The 25,356-nt window shown below is 32.2% G+C and carries 33 protein-coding genes and 2 pseudogenes; 30 read left to right on the top strand and 5 right to left on the bottom strand.

Going from position 1 to position 25,356, the window contains the following annotated elements; translation table 11 throughout:
- Nucleotides 1-584: 584 nt before the first annotated feature.
- The 18 genes and pseudogenes from CCK98_RS19685 (at nt 585) to CCK98_RS19590 (ending at nt 13,130) form a co-directional block, all read left to right on the top strand.
- A pseudogene (locus CCK98_RS19685) lies at nt 585-1,104 on the top strand (N-acetyltransferase family protein).
- A 1,675-nt stretch (nt 1,105-2,779) separates the two neighbouring features.
- Nucleotides 2,780-3,289, top strand: coding sequence for a hypothetical protein (locus CCK98_RS19670; protein ID WP_088088128.1), 510 nt, complete (start codon nt 2,780-2,782; stop codon nt 3,287-3,289).
- 76 nt (nt 3,290-3,365) lie between these two features.
- Complete coding sequence (locus CCK98_RS19665) at nt 3,366-3,548, top strand: DUF2750 domain-containing protein (RefSeq protein WP_088088127.1); 183 nt, start codon at nt 3,366-3,368, stop codon at nt 3,546-3,548.
- A 71-nt stretch (nt 3,549-3,619) separates the two neighbouring features.
- Complete coding sequence (locus tag CCK98_RS19660) at nt 3,620-4,054, top strand: hypothetical protein (RefSeq protein WP_088088126.1); 435 nt, start codon at nt 3,620-3,622, stop codon at nt 4,052-4,054.
- 286 nt (nt 4,055-4,340) lie between these two features.
- Nucleotides 4,341-4,868, top strand: a complete 528-nt coding sequence (locus CCK98_RS19655) for a nucleotidyltransferase family protein (RefSeq protein WP_088090473.1) — start codon at nt 4,341-4,343, stop codon at nt 4,866-4,868.
- A gap of 171 nt (nt 4,869-5,039) precedes the next feature.
- Nucleotides 5,040-5,576: a hypothetical protein gene (locus CCK98_RS19650; RefSeq protein ID WP_256942412.1), complete on the top strand. Its 537-nt coding sequence runs from the start codon at nt 5,040-5,042 to the stop codon at nt 5,574-5,576.
- A gap of 141 nt (nt 5,577-5,717) precedes the next feature.
- Nucleotides 5,718-5,930, top strand: a complete 213-nt coding sequence (locus CCK98_RS19645; RefSeq protein ID WP_088088124.1) for a DUF5316 family protein — start codon at nt 5,718-5,720, stop codon at nt 5,928-5,930.
- 148 nt (nt 5,931-6,078) lie between these two features.
- Nucleotides 6,079-6,354: a hypothetical protein gene (locus CCK98_RS19640; protein ID WP_088088123.1), complete on the top strand. Its 276-nt coding sequence runs from the start codon at nt 6,079-6,081 to the stop codon at nt 6,352-6,354.
- Nucleotides 6,355-6,480: 126 nt separating this feature from the next.
- Nucleotides 6,481-6,930 (top strand): hypothetical protein, encoded by a 450-nt coding sequence (locus tag CCK98_RS19635; RefSeq protein ID WP_088088122.1) that lies wholly within the window; start codon nt 6,481-6,483, stop codon nt 6,928-6,930.
- Between the two features lie 86 nt (nt 6,931-7,016).
- A complete protein-coding gene (locus CCK98_RS19630; protein WP_088088121.1) occupies nt 7,017-7,439 on the top strand; it encodes a hypothetical protein in 423 nt (140 codons plus the stop codon).
- A gap of 71 nt (nt 7,440-7,510) precedes the next feature.
- Nucleotides 7,511-8,251 (top strand): double-CXXCG motif protein, encoded by a 741-nt coding sequence (locus tag CCK98_RS19625; RefSeq protein ID WP_088088120.1) that lies wholly within the window; start codon nt 7,511-7,513, stop codon nt 8,249-8,251.
- 193 nt (nt 8,252-8,444) lie between these two features.
- Nucleotides 8,445-8,915 carry a stage III sporulation protein AH gene (locus tag CCK98_RS19620; RefSeq protein ID WP_088088119.1) on the top strand — a complete coding sequence of 157 codons (471 nt, stop codon included), beginning with the start codon at nt 8,445-8,447 and terminating at the stop codon, nt 8,913-8,915.
- Nucleotides 8,916-9,080: 165 nt separating this feature from the next.
- Entirely contained in the window at nt 9,081-9,368 is a 288-nt protein-coding gene (locus CCK98_RS19615; protein WP_088088118.1) for a hypothetical protein, read from the top strand.
- Between the two features lie 157 nt (nt 9,369-9,525).
- The gene (locus CCK98_RS19610; protein WP_256942411.1) at nt 9,526-10,008 is read left to right on the top strand and encodes a DUF4367 domain-containing protein; all 483 of its coding nucleotides are present in this window, start codon (nt 9,526-9,528) and stop codon (nt 10,006-10,008) included.
- A 157-nt stretch (nt 10,009-10,165) separates the two neighbouring features.
- Entirely contained in the window at nt 10,166-10,744 is a 579-nt protein-coding gene (locus CCK98_RS19605) for a GNAT family N-acetyltransferase (protein ID WP_088088117.1), read from the top strand.
- Nucleotides 10,745-10,869: 125 nt separating this feature from the next.
- The gene (locus CCK98_RS36850) at nt 10,870-11,061 is read left to right on the top strand and encodes an NUDIX domain-containing protein (RefSeq protein ID WP_306298953.1); all 192 of its coding nucleotides are present in this window, start codon (nt 10,870-10,872) and stop codon (nt 11,059-11,061) included.
- A 508-nt stretch (nt 11,062-11,569) separates the two neighbouring features.
- Nucleotides 11,570-12,103, top strand: a complete 534-nt coding sequence (locus CCK98_RS19595) for a sigma-70 family RNA polymerase sigma factor (protein ID WP_256942576.1) — start codon at nt 11,570-11,572, stop codon at nt 12,101-12,103.
- Between the two features lies 1 nt (nt 12,104).
- Nucleotides 12,105-13,130 carry a hypothetical protein gene (locus tag CCK98_RS19590; protein WP_088088115.1) on the top strand — a complete coding sequence of 342 codons (1,026 nt, stop codon included), beginning with the start codon at nt 12,105-12,107 and terminating at the stop codon, nt 13,128-13,130.
- A 350-nt stretch (nt 13,131-13,480) separates the two neighbouring features.
- On the opposite strand, the gene CCK98_RS19585 is transcribed toward CCK98_RS19590, so the two are convergent.
- Nucleotides 13,481-13,735, bottom strand: coding sequence for a hypothetical protein (locus CCK98_RS19585; protein WP_088088114.1), 255 nt, complete (start codon nt 13,733-13,735; stop codon nt 13,481-13,483).
- Nucleotides 13,736-14,423: 688 nt separating this feature from the next.
- On the opposite strand from CCK98_RS19585, the gene CCK98_RS19575 reads away from it, so the two are divergent.
- The 3 genes from CCK98_RS19575 (at nt 14,424) to CCK98_RS35520 (ending at nt 16,263) form a co-directional block, all read left to right on the top strand.
- Nucleotides 14,424-14,849: a membrane lipoprotein lipid attachment site-containing protein gene (locus tag CCK98_RS19575; RefSeq protein ID WP_088088112.1), complete on the top strand. Its 426-nt coding sequence runs from the start codon at nt 14,424-14,426 to the stop codon at nt 14,847-14,849.
- A gap of 612 nt (nt 14,850-15,461) precedes the next feature.
- Nucleotides 15,462-16,097, top strand: a complete 636-nt coding sequence (locus CCK98_RS19570) for a hypothetical protein (protein WP_088088111.1) — start codon at nt 15,462-15,464, stop codon at nt 16,095-16,097.
- On the top strand, nt 16,090-16,263 hold the full coding sequence (locus CCK98_RS35520; RefSeq protein WP_179195863.1) for a hypothetical protein: 174 nt from the start codon (nt 16,090-16,092) through the stop codon (nt 16,261-16,263). The genes CCK98_RS19570 and CCK98_RS35520 overlap by 8 nt, the downstream gene beginning before the upstream one ends.
- Before the next feature lie 390 nt (nt 16,264-16,653).
- Here CCK98_RS35520 and CCK98_RS19565 read toward each other — a convergent pair whose 3' ends face one another.
- A complete protein-coding gene (locus CCK98_RS19565) occupies nt 16,654-17,007 on the bottom strand; it encodes a hypothetical protein (RefSeq protein ID WP_088088110.1) in 354 nt (117 codons plus the stop codon).
- 599 nt (nt 17,008-17,606) lie between these two features.
- Between CCK98_RS19565 and CCK98_RS19560 the strand changes: the two genes are divergently transcribed.
- Complete coding sequence (locus CCK98_RS19560) at nt 17,607-18,059, top strand: hypothetical protein (RefSeq protein ID WP_088088109.1); 453 nt, start codon at nt 17,607-17,609, stop codon at nt 18,057-18,059.
- Between the two features lie 649 nt (nt 18,060-18,708).
- Here the strand turns inward: CCK98_RS19560 and CCK98_RS19550 are convergent.
- Nucleotides 18,709-19,575, bottom strand: a complete 867-nt coding sequence (locus CCK98_RS19550; RefSeq protein ID WP_088088107.1) for a tyrosine-type recombinase/integrase — start codon at nt 19,573-19,575, stop codon at nt 18,709-18,711.
- 152 nt (nt 19,576-19,727) lie between these two features.
- Between CCK98_RS19550 and CCK98_RS19545 the strand changes: the two genes are divergently transcribed.
- The 5 genes and pseudogenes from CCK98_RS19545 to CCK98_RS19525 all read left to right on the top strand — a co-directional run bounded on the left by CCK98_RS19545 (nt 19,728) and on the right by CCK98_RS19525 (nt 22,593).
- Nucleotides 19,728-20,087 carry an ankyrin repeat domain-containing protein gene (locus CCK98_RS19545; protein WP_088088106.1) on the top strand — a complete coding sequence of 120 codons (360 nt, stop codon included), beginning with the start codon at nt 19,728-19,730 and terminating at the stop codon, nt 20,085-20,087.
- Nucleotides 20,088-20,238: 151 nt separating this feature from the next.
- Nucleotides 20,239-20,792 (top strand): annotated as a pseudogene (locus tag CCK98_RS19540) (nucleotidyltransferase family protein).
- Between the two features lie 171 nt (nt 20,793-20,963).
- The gene (locus tag CCK98_RS19535) at nt 20,964-21,200 is read left to right on the top strand and encodes a hypothetical protein (protein WP_142292180.1); all 237 of its coding nucleotides are present in this window, start codon (nt 20,964-20,966) and stop codon (nt 21,198-21,200) included.
- 224 nt (nt 21,201-21,424) lie between these two features.
- Nucleotides 21,425-22,081 (top strand): hypothetical protein, encoded by a 657-nt coding sequence (locus CCK98_RS19530; protein WP_088088104.1) that lies wholly within the window; start codon nt 21,425-21,427, stop codon nt 22,079-22,081.
- A 278-nt stretch (nt 22,082-22,359) separates the two neighbouring features.
- Nucleotides 22,360-22,593 carry a hypothetical protein gene (locus CCK98_RS19525; protein ID WP_088088103.1) on the top strand — a complete coding sequence of 78 codons (234 nt, stop codon included), beginning with the start codon at nt 22,360-22,362 and terminating at the stop codon, nt 22,591-22,593.
- A 220-nt stretch (nt 22,594-22,813) separates the two neighbouring features.
- Here CCK98_RS19525 and CCK98_RS19520 read toward each other — a convergent pair whose 3' ends face one another.
- Nucleotides 22,814-23,260, bottom strand: a complete 447-nt coding sequence (locus tag CCK98_RS19520) for a VanZ family protein (protein ID WP_088088102.1) — start codon at nt 23,258-23,260, stop codon at nt 22,814-22,816.
- Between the two features lie 55 nt (nt 23,261-23,315).
- Between CCK98_RS19520 and CCK98_RS19515 the strand changes: the two genes are divergently transcribed.
- On the top strand, nt 23,316-23,528 hold the full coding sequence (locus tag CCK98_RS19515) for a hypothetical protein (protein ID WP_088088101.1): 213 nt from the start codon (nt 23,316-23,318) through the stop codon (nt 23,526-23,528).
- A gap of 36 nt (nt 23,529-23,564) precedes the next feature.
- Here the strand turns inward: CCK98_RS19515 and CCK98_RS19510 are convergent, their stop codons facing one another.
- On the bottom strand, nt 23,565-23,921 hold the full coding sequence (locus CCK98_RS19510; protein ID WP_088088100.1) for a hypothetical protein: 357 nt from the start codon (nt 23,919-23,921) through the stop codon (nt 23,565-23,567).
- A 374-nt stretch (nt 23,922-24,295) separates the two neighbouring features.
- Between CCK98_RS19510 and CCK98_RS19505 the strand changes: the two genes are divergently transcribed.
- Both CCK98_RS19505 and CCK98_RS19500 read left to right on the top strand, forming a co-directional pair.
- Nucleotides 24,296-24,637 carry a hypothetical protein gene (locus tag CCK98_RS19505; RefSeq protein WP_088090471.1) on the top strand — a complete coding sequence of 114 codons (342 nt, stop codon included), beginning with the start codon at nt 24,296-24,298 and terminating at the stop codon, nt 24,635-24,637.
- A 139-nt stretch (nt 24,638-24,776) separates the two neighbouring features.
- Nucleotides 24,777-25,244: a UPF0158 family protein gene (locus CCK98_RS19500; RefSeq protein WP_088088099.1), complete on the top strand. Its 468-nt coding sequence runs from the start codon at nt 24,777-24,779 to the stop codon at nt 25,242-25,244.
- The last annotated feature ends 112 nt before the right edge of the window (nt 25,245-25,356 follow it).

Here is a 25,356-nt window from a genome sequence, read left to right as displayed (position 1 = left end):
TTTATTATAATAGGGTTTTAATAATTCAAGATAAGGAGGAAAACTAAATGATTACTAAAATCCTATATCATTTATTGTTGTTATCTTCAATTGGGTTTGCATTCTTTTTGTATTCAGATGATTATACAATCTTCCCGTGGGCAAAACAGGACGAAGCCTTAAAATTTTTACACCTTATTATTACAATTCCAATCCCACTAATAAGTGCATTAATAATCAATAATTTCATAAATAGGAATGGTAGTCTTTTGCATACTTTTTTACTTAAATATTACCCAATAATTTGCCTTATCCTAATTTCAGGCTACTGTTTTATTATTAATTCGCTAAATTCTTTATTATTAAAGATTGGTTTTGGAATCACTATTTTTCTTTTATTCTTAGAGATTTATTTATTTTATTATGATATAAAAAAGGAATTTAAGAAGAAATTAATCTTCAACTAATGGGTGCTTTTATTGAATAACCGCAGAAACAACCAGCTGCCTTTTTAGGTGGCTTTTTTTATTGAGCTAACGAAGCAGGTTACTTCAAGAAGAAGAGGAAAGTAAATGGTATAATGTGTATATTGAGGGGTGGAACATATGGATAACGGGTTTTTTAAAATTAGAAAAGCTATCTTAACCGATACGAAGGGAATAGGTACACGTCGATAGTTGGAAAACAACATATGCCAATATTGTTCCAGAAGAATACTTAAGTAATTTAACATATGAAAGTCGGGAACAGATATGGATAAATAACATTTCTAATGGTGGTGTATATGTAGCAGAAAATATTAAAGGGGAAATTGTTGGTTTTTCTTCTGGTGGTAAAGAAAGAAGTGGAAAATATAGCGGATTTTATGGGGAGTTATATGCAATTTATATATTAAAAGAGTATCAGGGACAAGGTATTGGAAAAGCACTTGTTAGACCAATCATAGATGAAATTAGAGGAATGGGATTAAACTCTATGCTTGTTCTTGTCTTAAAAGATAATATTTCTCGTCTATTTTATGAATCACTTGGTGGTAAAAAAATAAATACTGTTGAAGTTGAGATTTCAGGGAAAAAACTTTCTGAACTTGTGTATGGATGGGAAGATATTAGTAATATATTTTAGTTTTCCTTCTTCAAGTAACGGGTGCAATAGTTTAAGATGGAGCTGTAATCGGCAGCTCCTTTTTCTTGTTGAACTAACGAAGCAGTTTAGTGCAAGAAGGATTATTTGACCCAATAGAAGAATATTTATATTTGAAAGGTCAAGTATCTGAAAAATTTTTCCTCAAAAAGGGTGGCTTTATTTATGGTAGATAAAAACTGGAAAACAGATAGGAAAATTTACTTTTGGGTAGCATTATTAATATCATTACTTGTAGTGATTATTACATTTAAGTTTAATATAAAACAAGATACCAGTAAGATTTGGATACCCTTGGTATTATTGTTTTCATTTTCGGTCTATTTACGTTCCAGTTATAAATCAAAGCAAATTTTCGAGTTTCTTGGGAATATATTTATGATTATTGCTGTATTTAGTATACTAATCAATTGGTTATTGAAAGGTTTGTAATTATGATAAATTACAACAGAAAAGTGGCTTTAGAAAAGTTGAATAAAAGGTTCGTCTTTTGACAACCTTTTTTTAGTGAGAGTAAACAGAACTTCAAAATGGTTACTAAGTGCACTAGATTGTGAAAGAATGTACTTAAAGTAACGGGGTGCTTTAGCTCAAGAACGATTTTGCTGCTACGGCAGCCTTTTTTCTTGTTCCACTAACGGGCAGGTGTGCGGCCGAGCCTAGGTCGTATCATATAGCGGGTGGGATTCCCGTCGAGTAAGAACTAGCCATTCGCTCGTAGCGAGTCTTGGAGGGCTAAAGGTAACTTTAGTCTTTAAGCGTAGACAGTTAGGTGGCGGGCCGAAAGCCAAATGGTTGAAGGGATTGAGCTCCATAATGTTAGTAAATCGAGAGGGCTGATGCTTTACCTGCAGCAGAAAGCTACATTTTATCCTTCGTTAGGGGCCAGATGGATAAAACCTCTTTGGAGTCAGAGACCTTGGCACGTTAAACATCGATATGATACGGCAACTCGGGATACCCTACCGGTCTTTTCTCGTTAGAAGAGTATGGTGTACAAGCGATAAAAAGCAAGGAGACCAAATGCTGTGTAGGGAGTCGGATAGCAGCGTAGTACCAATGAAGTTGGGTAATGCCGATGGAGGAAAGGCTAGCTACCAGTTATCGCCCTTACTAGGGAAACATTTACTACACTCATAGGTAGAGATAAATGGAAACAAAACTACTAAGGATAGCAGAAGTAGCAAAATCTCAATCTATGAGACTAGCTACATTTTGTGAATGGTAACTAGGAGGAGCCGTGTGCATTAATAGTGCAAGCACGGTTCTGTGAGGGGGGGGAGTACAATCTACCGAAAGGTAGAAAGGCTCCCTTCTACTCGACTAGTTGAATAAGGGTTATAATTACAATGAAGTATTTTTATTGCTTTCAGAATTTATTATGAGGTTTTTCCTTTGAAAAAACAAATATTTCTTTCGTTATATTCGCCATATTTATAACAGTTTTAAATCAGTTTATTTCTCCGATTTTCTTCGATGTGGGTCCCAATAGTGGGTACACTGGCTTAGCTATAATTTTTTTGGCTACGGCACTATTAAATCATCTTAGGGAAAATTAAATTAGATGATTCTTTCCTTGTTGCACTAAAGAAGCAGGTTAGTACAATAAGGTTATTAATCTGGTTCAAGGGAGATAAATATTAATGGTGGTGATAAAGTGGAAACAAATATTTTATTTTATAAAATTCAAAAGGGTACAGTTTCAACTGAGGATTATGTAAATTGGTCTCACAATTTATTAGAAAAAGATGTATCGTCACCATCCTTAAATATTCTCTCTTCATTTTCATTCGATGATAATATATTTGAAGTCGAATTGTATTTTAAAAGAGCATTAGATGAATTGGCAATAAAGGAGCCAACCTTTGAGATATGTGCAAGAGCCTATATAGTTTTTTTAGCAAATAGAATAATAAAAGCTAATGACCATAAAGAAATTTTCAATTTAGCTAATATGATTTTTCAAGTTGTTGCTATTGAGTTAGATAATTCAGATGGTCTGTATGCTTGGTTTGAAATTAGTGAATTGATTGATAGACTTGATTATGATGATAAATCTTTTGTGTTAAATGAAGAGGATGTAATATCAAGGATAAAGAATGAAGCTGAAATCTTAATAAGATTAAATATTAACATTCCTTATGGTGCTAACGGGGGCAAGACTTGAAGAATGGTGGTTGCTCCGGCGATCCTTTTTTCTTCTTCAACAAACGAAGCAGGTTAATTAAAGAGGGGATTAAGTAATGAAGTTCGACTTGACTATAAATTCTAAAAGACGATATGAAAACTTTATAAAAAGTGTTTCGGAAAGTAAGACAGTTTGGGGATTAAAGAGTGAAGATGGATGGTGTGTTTACGAATCGAACGATAATAAAGATGGGGTCGCTGCGGCGGTCTGTTTTTTTGCTGTTTGTGCTAACGGATGAGTTTTGTTTAGGAGGATTATGCCAATAATGTATAGAATAAGAAATAATTAAAGCGTGAGGAGGAGTGCCATATGTCTATTTGGAACGAAAGAAGTGCGACTGAAAAAGTTGCCTTTATTTTGGGATTAATGGGTGCAATTTTTGGTGGTATAGTTTGGAGTAGTTATCATTGGGGAGGAGGAATTTTATGGGGACTTATACAATTGGATGATTTTAATAAGCCAGATTCCCAATTGGAAACCTTAATCTACTATAACTTCTTGTTTATACCTGCTTGTTTAGCATTTACGTCCGTATTGTTTAATAAAAAGTATCTTATGTATTTAGCAATATTTTTACATTTACCAATTGGAGATTTTATAGGTGGAATGACATCAGGATTAGGTTCATTTACTAATATTCAAATTGTTTGGATTCTTTATGTAATATCAGCTGTATTAATGACTATAAAAATCAAAACCAGAGACAACCGAAATATCGGTTTTAATATTGAAAATACGAAGTAATACCTTAAAATAATTTGACTAACTGCGTGCGATGCTTTTAAAAGGCATCGCTGTTTTTGTTTATAAAGTAACAGATTGTGAAATATTGTACTTAAAGTAACGGGTGCTTGAGTTTAAGACTGGGATACTACGGCGATCTTTTTTTGTTATTGTGATGCAGTAGTTTAGTTGAAGAAGGATAAGTATTCAATGTTAACGAATAAACAATGTATTACACATTTTAAGGAGTAATTTTAAAGTGATAAATGAGGAAAAAATCATTAAGTTTATTACTGAAGATAAGTGGATGATCAACATATTAAAAGCAGCAAAATCTTTAAATTTGCCTGATTGGTGGATATGTGCTGGATTTGTTCGCTCAAAAATATGGGACACATTACATAATTTTCGTGTAAGAACTCCAATACCAGATATTGATGTAATTTATTTTGACCCAACAAATGTTGATGAATTAGAGGAAAAGAAACTTGAGGATTTGCTAAAAACCCTTCAGCCTGACATTCCTTGGTCTGTAAAGAATGAAGCTAGAATGCACATTAAAAGCAATATGCCCCCCTATTCTTCTTCTGTAGATGCTATTTCTAAGTTCCCAGAAACAGCGACAGCTTTAGGGGTAAAATTAGATGATAGAGAAAATGTGAAATTAACAGCTCCTTACGGAATTAGTGATGTTATTAATCTGGAAGTGAGGCCGACTCCTTTCTTTACAGAGACTGAAGAAAGAGTAGAAATTTACGAAGACCGCCTAACTAAAAAGAATTGGAAATCTACTTGGAATAATTTAAAAGTGTATCATATCAATAATTCTTATTAAGCTAAACGAGTTTCTTAGGCTTAAAATGATCGCTGAGGCGGACTTTTTTCTTATTTAATCTACCGGGCAAGATAGTTCCAATAGAAGAACGAGGTTTTAGACAAGAAGATACACTTGTGACTTAAATCGTTAGTTTAAAGAATATCCAAGATAGGTGGTGTGATTGCTGTGATGGATTGGCGGTGGTCTGAAGTTGATACACTAGAAAGCCAAGGCAAATGGAATGAAGCAAAAGCTATCCTTATAAAAAATTGGAACCAAAATCGTGGTGACTTAAAAACTGTTATTCGCCTTGGGTTCTTTTGCTGGTATGTACTAGCAGAAGAGGGTCCCTTGGATATTAAAGGTGTGGATTTTGATGAATTAGAGACTGTGTTACGTCAGGTTACGGATTTTGGATTGGCTAATTTTATGACTAACGAGGATTTTCTCTGGTGCTTTGGTTATATGATTTCACTTTTCCCATATTACTTTGGTGACTACGAGTATTGGGAAGAAAAAGGTACTTTGATGTTAAAGCAGGCATATGAACTTTGTCCCAATGATCCGGTTTATAAATATTCTTACTTGGGGTCCCTTCCCAATACTTACGGTAAACATAAAGATGAATATCAGCAGGTCCAAGCTGTTCTTGAAGATAGATTTCAAGGAGAAGGGGTATTATCGGGATATTTCAAAAGTGTTTGGTATCGTTGGCACGGAAATTAAACTGGAAGAACAGGCTGCATCAAAGGTCTTTTTCTTCTTCAGCTAACGGGGCAGAATAGTTCAAGAAGGAAAACTGATATGAAACCAAGAACCCCTTAATGCGTATGTATTGGTAAGGCGGTGAAAAAAGGGGGAATTTTATTGTTTCAGTTTTTTCTAATTGTAGGGATAGTAGGTATTATTATTTCAAGTGTTTTTATCGGGGCTTGGGTTGATGGAGACCGTCAAAGAGGAAATTTTTATTCAGAAACCCCAGAAGACAGAAATTCTAGAACGAAAATAGCGTTAATATCTGGTTTCGTCGGCATAATGTCTTTAGTAATTTCTGGGTTAATTTATTTTATATTACATTAAAGCGATTCTGAGGTGTTTTACTTAAAATAGAGAATAAAGCCTTTTTCTTGTTCGACTAACGGGGCAGGTTAGTGAAAGAAGGAAAAACTTACATCTAGTGGAATTATTAAGTACAACTAACAAAGATGAATGAAAGGCTGAGATTATTTTGATAACTGGTTTAATAATATACCCCATTATTGCAGGGGTCATAGCAGGGGTTATAGATGGTTTTCGTAATAAGAAATTTTCAACTAAAAGTTTTATAAAAATGTTTTTGTTTATTTTTGTAGTAGATATAATCATTATATCTTTGAATGAAATATTGAATAAACACGTTAGTAATAAACAATCGGAAAAATATGGTTTATGGATATTTGGAGGATTTTTATTATTATATTCAATTTATCTTTCAATTAAAGGTTTGAAAAATAAGGACAAATAACTCTTTTCATTAGTTACTGAAATTGATTCCTCATATACAACTAACGGGCAGGATAGTTGAAGAAGGAAATTAAATTTATTTACCGAATTGAAAATAAAAATCCAGGATAATAAGAGGTAATTTGTTGTGGAATATAGGGATTTAATGAATGAGAAAGGTTATATCTATCTTCATAACTTAGAAGAACCTGAAACCAATTCTTTAAGAATTTTTATTAATAGATGCAAAGTTAATCAGCAAAGTGAAGACATTGAAATAGGTAAACATATTATAAATGACACATATCCAATAGAGGTTGATGCACAATTACCAATAATACAGTTAGATTTTGATTCATATGTATCATATTCAATTATTAATGAGTCATTTACTGTTTTAGATGAATATGAAATCTTTGAAGGAAAATCATTTCGAATATTTAAAAAATCAAGATATTTAGACTTCATTAACAAAGGTACAATCGTTAACGATGTATTTCCAGAAGAACAACCTGTTCATTACGAGATAGCCTGTTTAGACCATATCATTGATGTTATTTCTTTTGATAAACCAATAGTTACTGAAATAAAAAGGTAATTCTTCTTCAGCTAACGGGTGCTTGAGTTTAAGATCAGAGCTGTCATTAAAGCATCTTTTTCTTGTTGAACTAACCGGGCAGGTTAGTGCAAGAAGGAGAAGTAACAAAAAACAGCGAATTCTTTAATTTATTGAAGGAGGCTGAAGGCATAACGATGTTTGAGACCATTGGTTGGCGGTTTTACATAAATGCAAAAACTGAAGAAAAAGCTCAAAATGTTATAAAGAGAATTGAAAATGTTACCGGCAAATTAAAAATTAGTTTATTAGAACAATATTGGAAAGACAATTCGCTCTTTGAAGTTTATTGTGAATCTTCATTTCAGGTGTGTGAACCAGAAAAAGCAATATTCGAAGTTCTTGTTTTGGTTAATCAATTAGGACACGATATAGAAGTTGTTGGTCCTTTATTATATGAGAATGAACAAGTAGAATTTTCGGGTTATGTTTCAACTTCATCTATCGTTGGGTTAAACTGGTTTCATTTTTATTTAGATAATTTCAATTAAATTAACGTTCATATTAGGCTACCCCTACAAAAACGGGTTAGGTTAATAACAGATGATTGGAGATAAATGAAGTGTTTTATAATTTAGGTTCACCTGTTTATTCAAGTGACGTAGCAATGTCTAGAGCTAATCCAGTTGAGTATATAAATCCTGTATTTTTACCTGGAATATACTGCCCAAAATGTAATGATTTATGGGCAAGTAGTTCAAGAGTTAGAATAAACGAAACTGTGTCCAAACAAGTATCAAATATTCTTCAAAGTCACAATCTCCCAGACTTTGGAGTTCCATTGGACCAATTCCAAAGTCTTTGTAAAGAGATAGCATTAGCAACGAACATTCCATTAAAAATGCTTGAGCCTGGAGTTGATTTATGTCCACCAGAAGGACTAATTCGGAATACAAAAGTCAAAGATTTTACGCATCCTTTTCCAGGATTGATATGGGTTAAGGAGTCAGTAAAAGCTAGCTTAGAAGAGGCTAAACTACAAGGAATAACCTTTATCAAAGTAAATCTAAAATGGACTGGTAAAATGAAGAATTCCACAGAAGCTGTACCTGAACTGTGGGAAATCGTTGTAAATGGAAAAGCGTGGCTTGAAGGTAGTAACCTTGAAACGATAACTGCTTGTTCAATGTGTGGAAGGAAAGAATTTCTTAGGGGAAAGAATTCGAAGGTGGATAAAACCCGTTGGGAGGGCAGTGATGCCTTTTATGTAGACGATAATCCAAACATAGTCATTGTTACTGAGAAGGTAAAAGAGATACTCGATTATGGAAAGTTTACTAATTTCGATTGTAAGGCAATTTAATGAGTTTGGATTTTCCGCTATATAAAAAACGAATTAGGCTAGGTTGGAAATTTTGAGCTGCTTTTCCTCCAGAACTGGCTGCAATTAAGGCAGCCTTTATTTATTGAACTAACGAAGCAGTTTAGCACAAGAAGGTAAATGATAAAATTGTGGTGAATTTAATTAGTATCATATTAAAAAGGAATGAGCTTTGTTGAACAATATATTTGAAAATTACAGGAATTATCAGATAAAAGAAATTTATGGGGAACAATACAAAAAATTTATTCATTTTGCTATAGAGAAGAGTGATTATTTCATCCTTGTACAAAGAAATGATATGCCTTGTGGTGATACAATCGATGAGTTATTAGAGAAATTAGAACCCTATCTGATAAATGTTCGCAAGCAAAAAAGTTGGGCGAATACACAACTTAGAGGTAGTAGTGCCTATGTGTTTTACTATCACTCTCATAAGGAGTGTGAGTCCATTTTAGTGGAGTATGCTAATAATATGTTTGATTGGCAGCAGCCAAGGTTGTTGGAGGATTTATCTTTTTATAAAGAAGAAAATATATTATGGGTATCTAATACTGCACACGAAGAAGAACTTTATATGGAAAAGGTTAGTAATGAAGAAAAAAGTGAATTAATAATGATGGGTATTAGATTGAAACATATATGAGGGTGACATTCGTGAAGGACAGATTGTGAAGAAATGTTCTTAAACTAACGGGTGCTTGAGTTAAACAATAGGCTGAAAAGGTAGCCTTTTTTTGTTGTTCCACTAACGGGGCAAGATAATTGAAAAAGGATTGGTTACACATTGTAGATAGGAGGTGTAATTAAAATGTTTTATTTTAAGTTTCTTTTTTATGAATTTATATTATTTAGTTTATTGGTTATTGTAAATCATTATTTGGATGGTTACCTCAATCCACCCTTTACAAAAGTTGATTTAATAGCAAGTATAATATCTCTATCTATTTTTGTGGCTTTTTTTATTCTAATGGGTAAATTGTATAAACGGTTTGATACCATTTCATTAAGAAATAAGATTTTACTTTCTATCCCCACTTTTATTATTGCGGGATTAGTTACAGGCATTATAATGTCTCACGTTTTTGGTGTAGAGTAACTTTGCTTCTTAAACTAACGGGTGCAAGAGTTGAAAATGGGGATACCGCTGCGGCGATCCTTTTTTCTTGTTGTACTAACGTGGCAGGATAGTTTAATAAGAAGAGACACTTCGGAGATACTACTATCAGAAATTACATTAGAATTGAGGTAGTAAATTGGCATTTCATATTCGTTTTTTCATTGTCCTAATCCTGTTAATTAGTAACCCAATGATAATTACGGCTAAAGAAATTAAGTATAATCACAACAGCATTACCATTCCAGAAATAAAGAAAAAAGTTGATTTTACCGTTTTGACTCCCAAAAAGATTCCTGACGATTGGACATTAGATACCAAAACATCCCCTTGGTTAATGCTACACTATATGGACAGCAAGGATATAAAGATGATGGTTGGTTTTGACCAGAGAATGGGATTTCCTTTATCCGATGACGATTTTCCTTATGCTCAGCAAGTAGATATTAATGGGAACAAGGGTTATTTTTCAAAATGGGGAGATAATGGTGAAGTTGATAAAAATGGAGACACCATTACTGGTGGCTTACTTAATTGGGTGCAAGATGGTACTTATATAGAAATGAATAGTTCAAGATTACCGAAAGAAAAAATGTTAGAAATTGCAAGGTCAATGAATTAACGTTCTTCAACTAACGGGTGCAATAGTTCAAGATAAAGCTGCCATTTTTGGTGGCTTTTTTGTTATTCAACTAAACGGATTTAGTTCAACAAGAAGGAGAAATAAAAACTTATATAGAAGTAGTTTTCATAAAGAAGTGGAATTGGAGAGGTTATTTATGGAGATTGAAAAAATATATGGTGATTTACCTATATTAGAAACTGAACGTCTTATTCTAAGAAAAGTTACTTTAGATGATGCTGAAGATATATTTTCATATGGTTCAAATGAAGAAGTATCTAAGTATGTAACTTGGAATACCCACCAGACATTATCCGAAACAAAAGAGTTTATTGGTTTTGTAATGAACAAATATGAAAGCAGTCAAGTGGCTCCTTGGGGAATCGAACACAAAGAAACTGGAAAATTCATCGGGACTATCGACTTTGTCTGGTGGCAACCAAATCAAAAAATTGCTGAAATTGGCTATGTTATTTCTCAAGACTATTGGGGAAATGGTTTAACTACTGAAGTTGCAAAAGAAGTAATTAGATTCGGTTTTGAAAAAATGGACTTAGTTCGTATTCAAGCAAGGTGTTTTGTAGAAAATATCGGTTCAGCACGAGTAATGGAAAAAACGGGGATGTCTTTTGAAGGGATACTTAGGAAAGGTATGTTTGTAAAGGGAAAACATCGGGATTTAAAGATGTATTCTATTTTAGAAGAAGAGTTTTATTTATCTTATCTTGTAGATTGAAGACATCTACATCCACCAAAACCATTTTTAAACTAACATTTTGAAGAAATCAACACTGTCAGCTTGAAGAAGGATTATGATTTTAAATAACAAATAAGAAATGTAATAATGGGAAAAAGGAGAAAATGATGGACTATATAAAGAATTTAAGGTCTTTGGTTGGTAAAGAAAAAGTAATTATGGTTGTTGCTGGGGCTTTTGTATTTGATAAAGAAAATCGGTTGTTATTGCAGCAGCGATCTGATAACGAGATGTTGGGTCTTCCAGGTGGTTTTATGGAATTAGGTGAAACAATTCAGGATACAGCAAGTTCTTGAGGAAACGGGACTACGTTTAGGGAAACTTGATTTATTCGGAATTTATTCAGGACCAGAGTTTGACAAAACGTTTTCTAATGGGGACCAAGCTTCGATGGTGCAACTGTTATTTACTTGTAACGAATTTGATGGAGAATTAATTGACCGTAATATAGAGTCATTAATAAATGGCTTTTTCCCCTTGACAAATTACCTGAAAATTTATTTCCTGACCATCAGATTTTTGAAGATTTATTAGCTAATAGGGACCGGCGGATTTTAAGATAAAAGTTGTTCTTCAACTAACGTGTGCTTTCCTTTAACATTTGGCTGCAAATTACGGAAGCCTTTTCTTATTGAACTAAAAGGGCAGGTTAAGAAGGTCAAAGGGATATATTTTATACATTTTAATGTTAAGGCTACTCTGCTGGGTAGCTTTTTTTTATTATTGAAATAAAAAATGAAACCAAAGCTTAACTCAGTCGTCTTAGCAGTAAGTGAGAAATGGGGTGGTATAAGGTTGAGAAAAGTGATTGGAAAGGTAAATTTATATCCAGAAAATAAAGATATGTGGTTTGAAAAGATAATGGATGAATATGGTGACAGGTTAACTAAGCTTTCCTATAACTATACAAAGGATTGGAATCTTGCAGAGGATATCGTACAGGATGTATTCATTACTTGTTATAAAGAATATGAAAACATTGATAAAATTGTATCTTTTAAAGCTTGGATATTTAGGATCACGATAAACAAGTGTAAAGATTTATTAAAGAGTTCAATTTTTAAAAGGGTTGTTACGAACTCTAACTTACTTACACTTATAAAATCGTCAGAATTATCACCAGAGATGGCCATAATGAAGAGTGGGGAAGAAGAATTTTTATCTACTTGTGTGTTAGAACTACCAATTAAATATCGTGAGGTTATTACGCTATATTATTATGAAGAATTATCAATTGAAGAAATTAGTGAGATCTTGAAAATAAATAGAAATACGATAAAAACTAGACTGAATAGGGCAAGGATGAAATTAAAAGCATTACTGGAAAGGTGGCGATAAAGTGGAGAAAGAACTTAGAAACTTACGGAAAGCAATGAATTCTTCCACTCACAAAGGGGTACGCTTTACAGAAGTACAGAAAGAAAAAATAAGGGCCTCGCTCCATCAAGAAAAAATAAATGTGCCTAGAAAGCCAAAGTTATATATTTATTTAATCTCCACTCTGGCAGCCTCTTTATTTGTCCTACTCTTTTATACAGAGTTAATAGCATACTTATCTTCAAAAGACGACGGTGTAAAGCAAGGAGCCAACCAGACTTTAGAAAGCGAATGGAAGATTAGAAACGATTACTCAAGAAATGGTAAGCTACTGTTTAGGGTCTTCCCGGATTCTTATCTTTCTGCCGGTAAACCTTTTGGTTATGTATTTAGTTTCAGGGAACCTTTTGATGCTTATAAGGGAAAAGAAATAGAAATTTACGCTATCCATAAAGAGACAGGTGAACGTATAAATGTATTACCTTCAAAAAAGATTACTGAACCTTCCGCTGGATATGCAAGTTTAGATAGGTTTAATACAACGTTAATAGTTCCAAAAGATGGACTTTGGAAATATAAGGTCTACTTAAATAATAAATTCTATGGAGATGTAGTATTGTCAGTTGGGGAAGAAACTTTTTTACCACCAAATATTCCTAATTTTGTTCAAACAGCTGACTTTGAAAAGATTGACTGGAACCGTAAAGCCTTATATATAGACAACAATATACTGGGTAATAAAAATAAATCCGGTGTTATTGGTGCTGATATGCCAAGCATAAACATCAACCAAAAGTGGATGTGGCATCTTTGGGGGATTGAAAATCCAAAAGAAACCGAACTAACGGTAGTTGGTTTTCATAAAGAAACGGGAACTGTCCATCAAATCCTAACAACAGGTTGGTCTATAGGTCTTGGAGGTGAAAATAATGGAGCAGATGCACACACACCTTCAAGCGTGAACATTCCAACGGCAGGAGAATGGGCGATATTACTTTATGTTGATGGGAAGTTATTCGATGTATTAGTCTATAACATACATCGATAGATTATAAATTAAATAGGCAATGAAGGACCTTAACATTATTGTTAACGTCCTTCATTTGGAAAACATCTAAAGTTTGTGAAGAATTGTACTTAAACTATTGGGTGCGATTGTTCAATATGAGCAGTCGTTTTTTCACTAACGGGGCAGGTTAGTGAAAGAAGGAAAAAGAGTAGAGTATAGAACTTTAGGGTGTATGGAAATAATTAGAAGAAATTAAAGAAGTGAGGGGAATTGGCTTCACAAGATATTTCACATCTAATTTTTCACCATAAATTCACTACAAAAAAACGCTGCTTTTCGCTGCGATTTTAGTTTTAACTAATTTATTTTTTGGTTTTATTGTGTACTATTTATATATTACAAACTTTATCAATCTCATAATCATCGGAAGAATCTGATTCACCTGTTGTGCAGGAAAAACACATATCAGTTCCAGTAATAGCGGAACCAATCACCCAAATTGGTTGACTACACACGATACAAGTGGCTCCATTTTCTTTCCGATTTAACGCACTTTTTAAATTATTAATGACTTTTTGTTTATTCTCACCCTTATTCTCTCTTACAAATCTCTCAGCAAATTTCTCTATAGAAATAGGATACATTGTAATTTCTCCCTTGCCTTTTTGTTTGGTGATTGCTCTCTAATCTATTTACTCAGCAATCCTTAATCTTCTGTGAATTGAATATCCCACATAAATTTAGTGCTGTCAATTTCTTTTCCTTCTAATTGATACAGTAACATTATGGACTATATATAATTTTTTTTACATTATATTGTTAATAGATTATTAGACTTATCACAAAGGTGCTAATTGAAGTTCAGCTGCCAAATAGCGGCTTTTTTTGTATATTCAACTAACGGGGCAGGTTAGTTGAACAACAAATGTGATAAACTGTTATAAGCAATTTTTATTTTGGAGGGTTCGAACATAATGAATAGTTCATCAATAAATGTAGGAGACGTTATATTTCAGCTAATAAATTTGGGTTTTTTAGCATTAGCCATTATCATAGTCGTTTCATTTTTCCGTTCTAATAAGAAACGAAGCAATCAACTTAACAGGATTGAAGAAAAATTGAACATATTAACTGAGGAAATTAAGAAATTTAACAAATAAATGAACCACTTGTTAGGTTTAGCCCTTCGTGTGCTTATTAAAGTAACGGGTGCAAGAGTTGAAGAAATGATTGCTGCGGCAACCCTTTTTCTTGTTCCACTAACTGGCAGTTTAGTTAAAAATGTCATAATCCTCCTAGAGAAAACTATTTATAATATGGGAGGGTTGTACTATGAAAAAATTCACTTTTTTTATTTTAATCGTCTTATTTTTATCAGGATGTACAGGTACTACTAGCCAATCTGAAAATTTGATACAGAAGCTACAAGAGGAAGACCATACAGTTATTGAAATGGGAGTTGGAAATAGTTCTGGTCCACGTCTTTTTTCGGTTAATGCCACTTACTACAAAGTTGATGGTAAACCATTAGCTATTTATGAATTTCCAAATGAAAAAGAAGCTAAAAAGGAATCAAAAACAATATCTGAAGATGGCACAAGAATCGGACGTGTAATAGTGGAACCGATAGATATTCCTCATTTTTACCAGAAAGGGGAAATCATTGTTAGCTATATTGGGTCAGATACAAAATTAGAAAAGGATTTAGAAAATGTTCTTGGAAAATCAATCACAAACAGTCCTATTTTAAACAAATAATGTTCTTCAACTAAAGGGTGCGTTACTTGAACAAGAAAAAAGCCTGAATCGATGATAACTTAAGTAATTATCGATTCAGGCTTTTTTTTTTTAATACTTTCTTGATCTCATATATTTTTAATCAAAAATGCGTTGCCTGAATACATATTTAGTGCATAAGTTAAGTTCTTATCTAGATTTAAAACCAAGTTAAAAGTTGGTTTTTTCGCTAATTAACTGCCTAGCTAAACATACCACTTAATTTGATTAGATAGTCACATAAATCTTACTAAAGACTTCGATTTTGGAAAATTTTTTAATGCTCAAATGCTATTTTTATAAGGACAAAGACATCACATACCCACTTAAAAATTAAAACTTGAATTCATCCTTATGGGGGAGTTTAGCAAATTGATATTGGTTAAAGTAAGGTTGTATGGGTTGTGGACCCAGATTCCTTTTATTAACAGAAGAATTGTTTTAATTGGTCTTAGTCTTTTTTACGGGCAATTAAAAACTTAATTGATTATTTCACGAATTAATAGAAAATGAAGACCAAAAAGTATTTATTTTAATAACTTATTCAGTTATACTTATTTAGTAAAATCAAAATTTTGGAATTTGGGGAATATTATGCAAGAACGATTTGAATATTTTAAAGAAATGTATTATAAAGAACTGGAATCGAAAGAACTGTTAATGAATCGCTTTACCACTAATTTAACTATCGTGACTATATTGATGTCGGCTTTAATTTATTGCATACAGAATATAAACGATTTGAAACAAACAATATTCTTTTGGCCACTTTCTATATTGGGCATTATATCACTCATATTAAATTTGTTAATAATTGTTTTCTTGCTTATCCATATTTATGGAAAAAATTATGGTTTTATACCTAACCCATTAGTATTAAATAACCGTTTTAAATACCTAGAAAATTATTATTCTAACTACCCATCTCAAAATACAGATGCGGAAAGTCATTTTAAAAATGAGATTTATGATTACTATGTTGAAGCCGCAGCTCATAATTATGAAGTGAATGAAATAAGAACCGCCACAATGGGTACCGTTAACCGTCTTATTATCTTATCAGTTATTTCAACCCTTTTGACAGTTTCTTGTTACGTACCTAGCTTTTTTAAGGACGATGCCAATACACAAAAAGTTGAAATAATTAAAAAGCAAGAAACAAATATTCAAAAAGATAGGAATACCCAAGAAATCAAAACAATCAATAATGGAGGCTCAAGAAATGAGTAGTAGTAATTCTCAACAAAATAGTAGTTCGCAACCACCAACACCAGCTACTTCACCAGCTCAACCAGCAATTGATCCAAAACCGCCTATACGTTGGAGACGTGAAAATTACTTAGATGTGGAAACTGCAAAAAAGATTATAAATCCTAAAAATAATAGAACACGTTAAAATATCTATATTAAGGGGTTTCGTTTTGAACTCTGAAATTTAAAGCTGAAATGACAAGCAATTTTACATAGTTATCCCAAAAATAAGAACACTCCCTTCGACGGTATTTAAAGGGAGTGTTCTTATTTTCTGGGTTAACTGAAACTCAAACCAAGTAGGTGAAATCGTCCTCCTAGCTAAATTCTTTATCGTTACAGTTTTGAATAAGTACATTCTAGTATATTAAACATTTCTTTGAGTGTAAATTAAAAGCTGCTAATGAAAAAGTCATTTTTATCTTGCTAAAAATATAATGCGAATTACTGATTTTTCACTCACTGAAAGAAATAAACACCATTTATTAAATGGTATGGTTAGAAGTTGTCCTGTCCAAGCTAATTAAAATTCCCTTTATAATTCCATCTTAGTGGAACAACTATGATATTTATTTAACTCACGTAAAAAAACATCTAATTCTTCATCTGATTGAAATTTATAAGCATACCCAAAGCAAATCGGGCCATTACCAGTGTGCTCTCTCTTGGGGAATTCTAGGAAAGCTGTGTTATGATTTAACCCCGTAGATTTTTTCTTTAGTTCGTTATTTTCTTCTACTGTTTTTGGATTTAAAACAATAGTAATCTCTTTATTTGGAAGTAAATAAATTACTTCATCGTTTACAATATTTTTGAATTCAACTGCTTTTGATGTTTCTTTCATTGTTTTGAAATTGTTTAATCCAAAAGTATTTTGTATATTTCCCATATTACAATTCACCTCTTACTGCAATTATATTCCTAATGCTTATATTATAAGGTATAAATCAATAGATATCTTGTTAACTAATAAAAAAAGTGGCTAGAAGGTAGTTATTCTCTTTTGGTCTTATGAATTTAATCAATAATATTTGTGGGATTATAACAACAAGATACCTATAAATAAGTCAGAAAAGATTTTAGTTGTTTGTTGTATCATATTTTTATAGTTAATTCATTAGCATACGGGTACTATATTTCTAATATTTCAGGATACTTGTATTCAATTGTTTCAATTATTGCGATAACAATGATTTTTATAAACACAATTAAAAGAAAAGACTATGTATGGAGCGTTTTATCCTTCCTGGTATTACTATTCTTTTTATAAACCTAATAACAATATTATTTGGTTTGTTTTTTTAAATTAGATAGTTACAACAATCCATTTTTCTTATTGAGCTAACGGAGTGCTTAAGTTAAAGATGAAGATCGCTGCGGCGGTCTTATTTTTCTTGTTTCACTAACGGGCAGGTTACTTTAAGAAGGAGTATCAATATTTAGAACAAAATAAGGGTAAATTAAACAAAAAAATGTTAGAGGTGCAATATGAAACGATTTATTTTAAGCATATTTATCATCTCAATTTTTTGTATTTATCCTTTACCATCAAAGGCAGCAACCTTCCCTTGCAGTATGGTCTTGGAACCGATAGATAAGAAACTTGAAAATGCAAAGGGCACTGCATTAATTTATAAAGTACGGTTGCGTGAGCCAGGTTTCGTACGAACAAATATAAGTATCCTTGGAGTTCACCTTCCTAAGCCCTCCTCTTATGGCAATTACGACAGTTATGAAGGATTCGCTTTTATACCAAGTGAAATTAGTTGGCGTTTCAGGCTTTACCCTACTCCAGAAATAGATAGTCCGACTTGGGCAGGAAGATTTGATGAAATAACAGCAAAGATGGAAAATGTAAAAGTGCAGGTACGTCTTTCTAACTCAAAGAATGAAAAATTAGGACCACCAATATTAAGAAGCAATATCAATAAGTGTAAGTAAACTAAGATGCATTACTTCTACAATGAAGTTAAAGATGGGATGGCTGCGGCTATCCCGTTTTTTATTGTACTAACTGGGGGTTAGTTTAATAAGAAAAAACGCATTAATGCGTTTTTGAAACAAAATGCAACGTAGGGAAGTGAATAGAAGGAAGGGCAATAATAAATTAATACTCAAATTGTTCATTTTTTTTTACTTTCCCAATTTAGAAAAACATTCGTAAAGAAATATGTAAGTATTGCTGCAATGAGAGATATAAATAGATTAATCATACTATCGAGACCCATATTTAAAGGTCCAATTAATACTGAATTTCGTGAGTAAATTATATATAAAATTATCAATGATACTTTTTGGCAAATAGGAAAAAAAAGACCGAATAACATAATGAAAAACAAATATTTTTTCAAAGCCATCATCCTTTCTTACCCTTTTTACCATCATATTAAAACTAGTCTAATTTTATTAATGAAGATAAAAATGGTTAGGAAGGTTGTGTCGCATTACGAGGATATTGTGAAGAAATGTACTTAAGCTAACTGGGTGCAAGAGTTTAACACCCCGTTACCATTTTGGTGGTTATTAGAAAAGAGTTAAACGAAGCAACACTCTTTAAAGGTGTTGCTTTTGTACATATTTGAGCCATTGATTAAAAATATTTTCTATACAATTCTTGTCTAAGACTACCACTTAATTGGGCATAAATTTTTGTAGTTTCGCTCTTCTGGTGACCAAGTAGACTTTGGATAACATCAAGAGGTGCTCCATTATTCAACAAATGTGTTGCATAGCTATGTCTTAGTTGGTGTGGATGAATTACTTTACTAATCTCTGCTCTATCAGAAATCCGCTTAACAATGTATCTCATTTGAGCAATGCTCATTCTATGTGGTTTACGTTCTGTAACAAAAATGGCCGGATCATTATCCTGACGATTATCTAAGTACCGTTTAAGCCAAATTTCACAACGAATATTAAAATATACTTCTCTTTCTTTAGCACCTTTGCCTAGAACAATCGCTGATCGGTTTGACCAATTGATCCTGTTCTTATCTAGCGAAACAATTTCACCTATTCTACAACCTGTTGAAAACATAAATTCGAATAATGCCTTTTCCATAGGAGTGTCACAGGCTTCCCTTAAGTATTCGATTTCTCTTTCCGTTAAAAATTTGGGGATTCGTTTTCCTACTTTAGGTTCTTTTAATTTAGCAGCCGGATTCTTTAAAATATGTCCTTCCTCGTGTGACCAACGGAAAAGTGATTTTATAAAACGTATACGGTGAGCTAAGCTGGATGGCTTTAGATTTTCACTTGACTTTGCCAAGTATTCTTTTAATTTGATAGTAGTAATGGTTTCGAGTTTTACATCCTCAAAATACCGTATCACCAACAACGCTTGAAGTTTATAGGCCTTTAAAGTCTGTTGGGAGAACCCTTCAATTCGTTTATCAGATTCATAAATTTCCCAGGCTTTTTGATAATAGCAAAATACATCTCTCCCTAAAAATTCTATTTTTAGAGGAATTATTGACCTGATTATAAAATTTGATACAGTACGGCAATCTTCAACTATCGTAAGCAGGTTAATTTAATAAGATAGGTGAAGTTTATGGTAGGATTTAGTTTGAAGGGGCTGCAGTAATTAAGAAAAGAGGCTGGTTACTAATGAATTATTCCGATTTATTACATAGAAAAGATAGTGAAGGTCTAAATAAATTTTTAAAAACACACGATGTAAATGAGGAATTTCAAGGTCAAAGTCTTTTATACTGGGCAGTTCATAGCAATAATTTTGAATTTATAAAACAATTGGTTCATCAAGGTGCTGATTTGAACCTATGTGACCGTTTAGGCAGGACACCGTTGTTAATTGCGTGTTATTTCGGCTTTATTGACATTGCTTCATATTTGTTAGAAAACGGAGCAAAGATGGATGGTTGTTTAGAAAGAGCAAAACAAGGTTGGGATGATCATATCCAACCAGAAATTATTGAATTACTAAAGCAATGGGAAAAGAAATGTTAAATTTCATTTACAACTAAAGGGTTAGTTCCGGCTGCCATTTCAAGCGACTACTCTTTTTTAACTAACGAAGCAGGTTAGTTGAAGAAGGATTTGCATTCAAGATTAAAGAATAATTAATGTAATACATATTTTAAGGAGTAATTTTATAGTGATGAATGAGGAAAAGATTATTTCGGTTATTAGTGAAGATAAATGGATGATGGAAATATTAAAATCTGCAAATACATTAGATTTACCTGATTGGTGGATATGTGCTGGATTTGTTCGTTCAAAAATATGGGATACATTACACGATTTCAGTGAAAGAACTCTTATCCCAGATATTGATGTAATCTATTTTGAACCAAATAATATTAATGAATTAGAAGAAAAGAAACTTGAAGAAAAACTTAAAACCCTTAATCCCTACATTCCTTGGTCAATTAAGAATGAAGCAAGAATGCACATTAAAAGTAAAATGCCTCCTTATTCTTCTTCTGTTGATGCTATATCAAAGTTTCCTGAAACAGCGACAGCATTAGGAGTAAAATTAGATGTAAAGGACAATGTGATATTAACTGCCCCTTGTGGAATTAGTGATGTTGGTAATTTAGAGGTGAAGCCAACTCCTATTAAACGAAAGAACGAGTGGAAATTTGCGAAGAACGTATTAAAAAAAAGAATTGGAAATCGACTTGGAGTAAATTAAAAGTATTTCATATCTAAAGCTCTTATTAAGTTAACCGGTGCTTTCCTCTAACAAGGAGTAAAGCATTTTTCTTATTTAAGTAACGGAGGTTAGATGAAAAGAGGGGGTAATTCCCAATATTTTTGGTGTGTTAAATCGATTATTATAGAGTATAAATGCATCCTAATAATAAAGGCGGTTTAGTTAACTTGAAAAAATGGGAAAATGTAGCTAGAGGTATTTCTTTTGTGTTAATATTTATTTTCCTTCGAAAACTTGGTGAATCGTTTTGGCTGGAAACGTTGTATGCTATTATATTATTTTTTGGAGTTTCGTTTATTTTGTCTAAAATCCAATTCCTCCAGAAGCAAGTAACAAATAAAATTGGCTGGTTAACTTTAATTGCATCGTTCATCTTCATAGAAGTATTGTTTTGTTTATTTTAAAGAACTAAATATTGATGATTTAGTAATTGTGAAATTATAAGATTAATAAAAGTAAAATTATAACCTTGTTCAACTAACGTGTGGAAGAGTTGAAGAATAGGGGCTGTCGTTGCGGCAGCTTTTTCTTATTGTGCTAACGGGGTAGGTTAGTTGAAGAAGGAAATTGTCTGATATGTGGTATATAATGGAATAAATATATAATTTAAGTTAATTGAGGAGTTATAATGTTTAAATGGCTTAAAGAAATTGATGAACCACCATTCCAATTGAATAGCGATAATGGTGAATTAAATATCAAGAGATTGGATTCAACCGTTGAATTAAATGAAGTGAGCCCTGTTTGCCAGTTTTTTGCCTCTTTTGATTTAATTTTAGGTGAAGATTCCCTAACAACATTACCAACACCAAATGACAATGCTTTAGAAACTATATTGAGTGAAGTGGTTCCTCATTATTCAGATGTAAAGCAAATTTTCATTGATGGGAAGCTAAAAGAAATAAACGTAATGTGTCTAAAAAAAGAGTCGAAAAAAATGTTAAAAGATTTACTTTCAAATGGAATATATCCAGTTGTTCCTGATTTATATCGCACAAAAAATCTTAATTTGGCAACTAAGCCTAGAAAATTGAAATACTATTTAGTAAGTCAAGAATCGATAAACCCAGTACATATTAAAGAAACAGAAAAGATACGAGAGTTTTTAATGAGTTCTTTCTTTACTGATAGTGGTTCAATATTGCTTCAACCAACAGGATGGAAATTAGATGATAATTTAAAAGAATCAGTGACAATTCGTGCTTTTAGTACATTTGCAAAACAAATTATCTTAGTTGTTGATGATAATGATGAGAATGTAGTTGGACTTGATATTTACGGGTGATTTTATTTTTTTCTCTTCAACTAAATGGCAGGATTGTTGAATAATTCATTTTAGACGACTTAATTCGATTAGCAGAAAGACCTTCAGAGGGTGAGAAATTAAGGCGAAGGAGGTATTAAAACAATTTTGATTCACTAACGGGTGCTTTACTTGAATATCCAGCTGCCAATGGCAGCTTTTTGTTTCTTCAACTAAAGGGGCAGGTTAGTAGAGCAAGAAAAAATTAATGTTTATACGACTGAATTTTCAGTCAAATTATGAAAACAAGGAGGTGTCTAATGAAACAAATATCTTTGTTTTTATTGATACTTGGCATCCTACTAACTGTTTTTGGGCTTATTCCTTTGATTTTCGGTTATCCATACAGTAATTCTTCAAATTCTGGTCCCGAAAATTTTTGGGAACTTATTGTAATTATTTCATATGAGATAAAAGGATGGGTATTGCTTAGTGGGATTTTAATTTCCTTGCTTTCTTTATTGCTCCATAAAAGAATTACAATACTTAAATAAGAAACTTATAAATTGCTACCGCCCCTTTGAGGGCACTGCAAAAGTCCAAAAATAAATGTAAAAAGGGTGAGCACCCTCCACTGGTAGTGTTTCACCCTTTTGCTTTTTCTCTACATATTGTGCTTCAGAAATAAAATCTTTTGTTTTGCAGTAGCCTCCCTTTGGGTGGCATTTTTTATTTATTGAGCTAACGTGGCAGGTTAGTACAATAAACAATTCACTATTTTTGGGGAGTTGGGTTACGAAAAAGATTTAAAGCAAAAAAGCCTAATACACATCCCAATAAATTTAAAATGGTTTTATCAATATCAAATACCCCTAATTTAGTCAGGTATTGTGCTACTTCGATAGTTAAACTTAAAATAATTGATATAAAAATAACTTGGGGCAATCGAAATATTTTGTCAAAAGTTAGAGGAAGTAATATACCTAAAGGTAAAAATATAAGTATGTTTCCAACTGTATTAAAAAGCCAAGTATCAAGGTTAAATTGATGAAAATTTTGAGGAATAATATTATGAGACACCCCACTGAAATCTGCTTGAATTCTTGGAGAGAACACACTTATTCCCCAAAAACTTGCTACGAACAATATAAAAATATAAATAGCAAAAGCTACATTGAATATTTTTTCAAATGATTTATTTTTAACATAAACTACTTTCATAATTGATGTCCCCCCATTTACATTGATATAAATATATGAACGAATGAGGGCTTGTATGCAAATAAGTATGTTAATGATTACACTTAAAGTAACGGGTGCAAGAGTTCAAGAACAGGGATTGCAGCGGCGGTCCCTTCGTCAGCTAACGTGGCAGGTTAATTCATTAGGAAAGTCTTATTATTTCGAATTGAACCATATTGTGAAGGAGCAAAATAAAGTCTCAGAAAATGATCAAAGTACCCTTGTGGGGTACTCTGGTAGTGGTTAAAATAATAGTATTAGTGACAGAGAAAAAATAAACACTTTATTTAAACGCATAATTAAATAAGCCGAAATATAAAGGTCCAACTAAGAAAATTAATGTAATTCCGATAATTGCTAGTTTAATGGATTGAGGTGTATCATCGTCACCTTCAACCTCTTCATTGAACTTTTTGAAACTAAAATAAACATCCCATATCAAACCAATTACAAATACAAATTTCCATACAAGAGGAGTAAGAATCTGTGTATTAGTAATGTAACCAAATAAACCTATCCAAGTAATTACGGAAAATAGAAAATCTATTATACCAAGAGTTTTTTTATAGCCAGTTATGAGTATTGCAATAGCAGCAATTGCTAAAATTACTAAGTAGCAATACCAAAGAATATCTATCATAATTTTTTCTGATCTCTCCCTTGAATTTATTGATTTCATTATAAATGAAATCAAAATAAATATGAATAACATTACTACGTATTTCGAGGAAAATGTGCAATAGAAGAGAAGGTGCTTGTTCAACTAACGGAGCGGTTTAATAAGAAAAATTAAAGTGAAATTTGATAAAAGAGTTTGTACCATTTTCCAAAAAGTTCACTTATAATTGTTTTTGTATAAGACATAATAGGGGTTTTACAACTATGAAAAAGCTATTATTAATTTCTATTTTATCATCTGTTTTAGTTGTAGTTTTAGGGGCTTGTAGCGAAAACAAGAAATCCGCCGAGGGTGAGGAAGATCCAAAACAAGAAGTAAAAAATTTGGAGGATAATATGACTTTTGAAGAGTTAACTAAAAACAAACCAACGCTAGTATGGAAACAAAGAATGGATGAAGATGATAACCTATTTACTGACGAAAATATAAATGCAACTAATGAGGTTCTTGATTCATACATCAATAGCCTAAAAGTTCTTAGAGAAAATCCGACTGAGGAAGAAATATTAGAATGTGTTAAAAAAGTAGTTATCAGTTTAAATGAACTAAATGAAAATTATGATTACTTTATTGAGACAATGGAGAGAGAAGAACTATATGAGTTTATTACTGAAGCAGCACGAATAGCTGGCTTTGAGTCTGAAGAAGACATAACTGAAGAATGGAGAGAATGGTAAAACTATTTGAACTAACGCGTGCGATGCTTAAACAAGGCATCGCCTATTTTGGTTTGTTCAACAAAGCAGATTGTGAAGTATTGTACTTAAAGTAACGGGTGCAAGAGTTTAAGATCGATAATGGAAGGTGAGCTATATTATGAGCATTCAAGTAAAGCTAAAAGATATAATTGAAGAAATGGAAATACAGTTTGAAGAGTCACGTTCATTACTAAATATTACTACTGGTGAAATAGTGTTAGTAACATCGGAGGACTTGAGAGCTGCTGAAAATGAAGAACCATTCGATCATTTACCTGAGTGGCAACAAGAAAATTTAATGGTTGCAAATGATGTTGTTGAAAATTTTGAGAATTACATAGAGTTACCAACAAAATATGAAGTCAATGAATATGAAATTATGGAAGACTTTTGCCTAACTATCAGTGACCAGAGAAAGCAGGATATATTATTAAGATCCATTAAGGGAAAAGGTGCCTTTAGAAGATTTAAAGACCAAATAATAGATTTTGAAATCGAGGATCAATGGTATTCCTATCGTGACGAGTGTTTTAAAGAAATTGCGATTAAATGGTGCCAAGATAATAACGTAAACTATATTGAATGAATTAATAAACAATCTAATTTGTTTAGATGATTTTCCCTAACAATAAGTATTGCTTCAAATCAAGAAATAATACTTTTCATATTCCACTAACGGGGCAGTTTAGCTGAACAAG

It is taken from the genome of Bacillus sp. OV166 (assembly GCF_900177675.1).
Lineage (GTDB): Bacteria > Bacillota > Bacilli > Bacillales > Cytobacillaceae > Neobacillus.
Note: the sequence above shows the minus strand (reverse complement) of the source record. Positions and strands in the feature narration are given on the sequence as shown.

Bases quoted from the DNA above. Each gene is read 5' to 3' on its own strand.
- CCK98_RS19655 (WP_088090473.1), top strand. From the start codon at position 4,341: ATGATCAACATATTAAAAGCAGCAAAATCTTTAAATTTGCCTGATTGG.
- CCK98_RS19520 (WP_088088102.1), bottom strand. From the start codon at position 23,260: ATGAAAGTAGTTTATGTTAAAAATAAATCATTTGAAAAAATATTCAAT.
- CCK98_RS19515 (WP_088088101.1), top strand. From the start codon at position 23,316: ATGCAAATAAGTATGTTAATGATTACACTTAAAGTAACGGGTGCAAGA.
- CCK98_RS19615 (WP_088088118.1), top strand. From the start codon at position 9,081: ATGTTTTATTTTAAGTTTCTTTTTTATGAATTTATATTATTTAGTTTA.
- CCK98_RS19530 (WP_088088104.1), top strand. From the start codon at position 21,425: ATGTTTAAATGGCTTAAAGAAATTGATGAACCACCATTCCAATTGAAT.
- CCK98_RS19565 (WP_088088110.1), bottom strand. From the start codon at position 17,007: ATGGGAAATATACAAAATACTTTTGGATTAAACAATTTCAAAACAATG.
- CCK98_RS19560 (WP_088088109.1), top strand. From the start codon at position 17,607: ATGAAACGATTTATTTTAAGCATATTTATCATCTCAATTTTTTGTATT.
- CCK98_RS19650 (WP_256942412.1), top strand. From the start codon at position 5,040: ATGGATTGGCGGTGGTCTGAAGTTGATACACTAGAAAGCCAAGGCAAA.
- CCK98_RS35520 (WP_179195863.1), top strand. From the start codon at position 16,090: ATGAGTAGTAGTAATTCTCAACAAAATAGTAGTTCGCAACCACCAACA.
- CCK98_RS19525 (WP_088088103.1), top strand. From the start codon at position 22,360: ATGAAACAAATATCTTTGTTTTTATTGATACTTGGCATCCTACTAACT.
- CCK98_RS19505 (WP_088090471.1), top strand. From the start codon at position 24,296: ATGACTTTTGAAGAGTTAACTAAAAACAAACCAACGCTAGTATGGAAA.
- CCK98_RS19585 (WP_088088114.1), bottom strand. From the start codon at position 13,735: ATGTATCCTATTTCTATAGAGAAATTTGCTGAGAGATTTGTAAGAGAG.
- CCK98_RS19500 (WP_088088099.1), top strand. From the start codon at position 24,777: ATGAGCATTCAAGTAAAGCTAAAAGATATAATTGAAGAAATGGAAATA.
- CCK98_RS19570 (WP_088088111.1), top strand. From the start codon at position 15,462: ATGCAAGAACGATTTGAATATTTTAAAGAAATGTATTATAAAGAACTG.
- CCK98_RS36850 (WP_306298953.1), top strand. From the start codon at position 10,870: ATGATGGACTATATAAAGAATTTAAGGTCTTTGGTTGGTAAAGAAAAA.
- CCK98_RS19575 (WP_088088112.1), top strand. From the start codon at position 14,424: ATGAAAAAATTCACTTTTTTTATTTTAATCGTCTTATTTTTATCAGGA.
- CCK98_RS19660 (WP_088088126.1), top strand. From the start codon at position 3,620: ATGTCTATTTGGAACGAAAGAAGTGCGACTGAAAAAGTTGCCTTTATT.
- CCK98_RS19665 (WP_088088127.1), top strand. From the start codon at position 3,366: ATGAAGTTCGACTTGACTATAAATTCTAAAAGACGATATGAAAACTTT.
- CCK98_RS19510 (WP_088088100.1), bottom strand. From the start codon at position 23,921: ATGATAGATATTCTTTGGTATTGCTACTTAGTAATTTTAGCAATTGCT.
- CCK98_RS19605 (WP_088088117.1), top strand. From the start codon at position 10,166: ATGGAGATTGAAAAAATATATGGTGATTTACCTATATTAGAAACTGAA.
- CCK98_RS19545 (WP_088088106.1), top strand. From the start codon at position 19,728: ATGAATTATTCCGATTTATTACATAGAAAAGATAGTGAAGGTCTAAAT.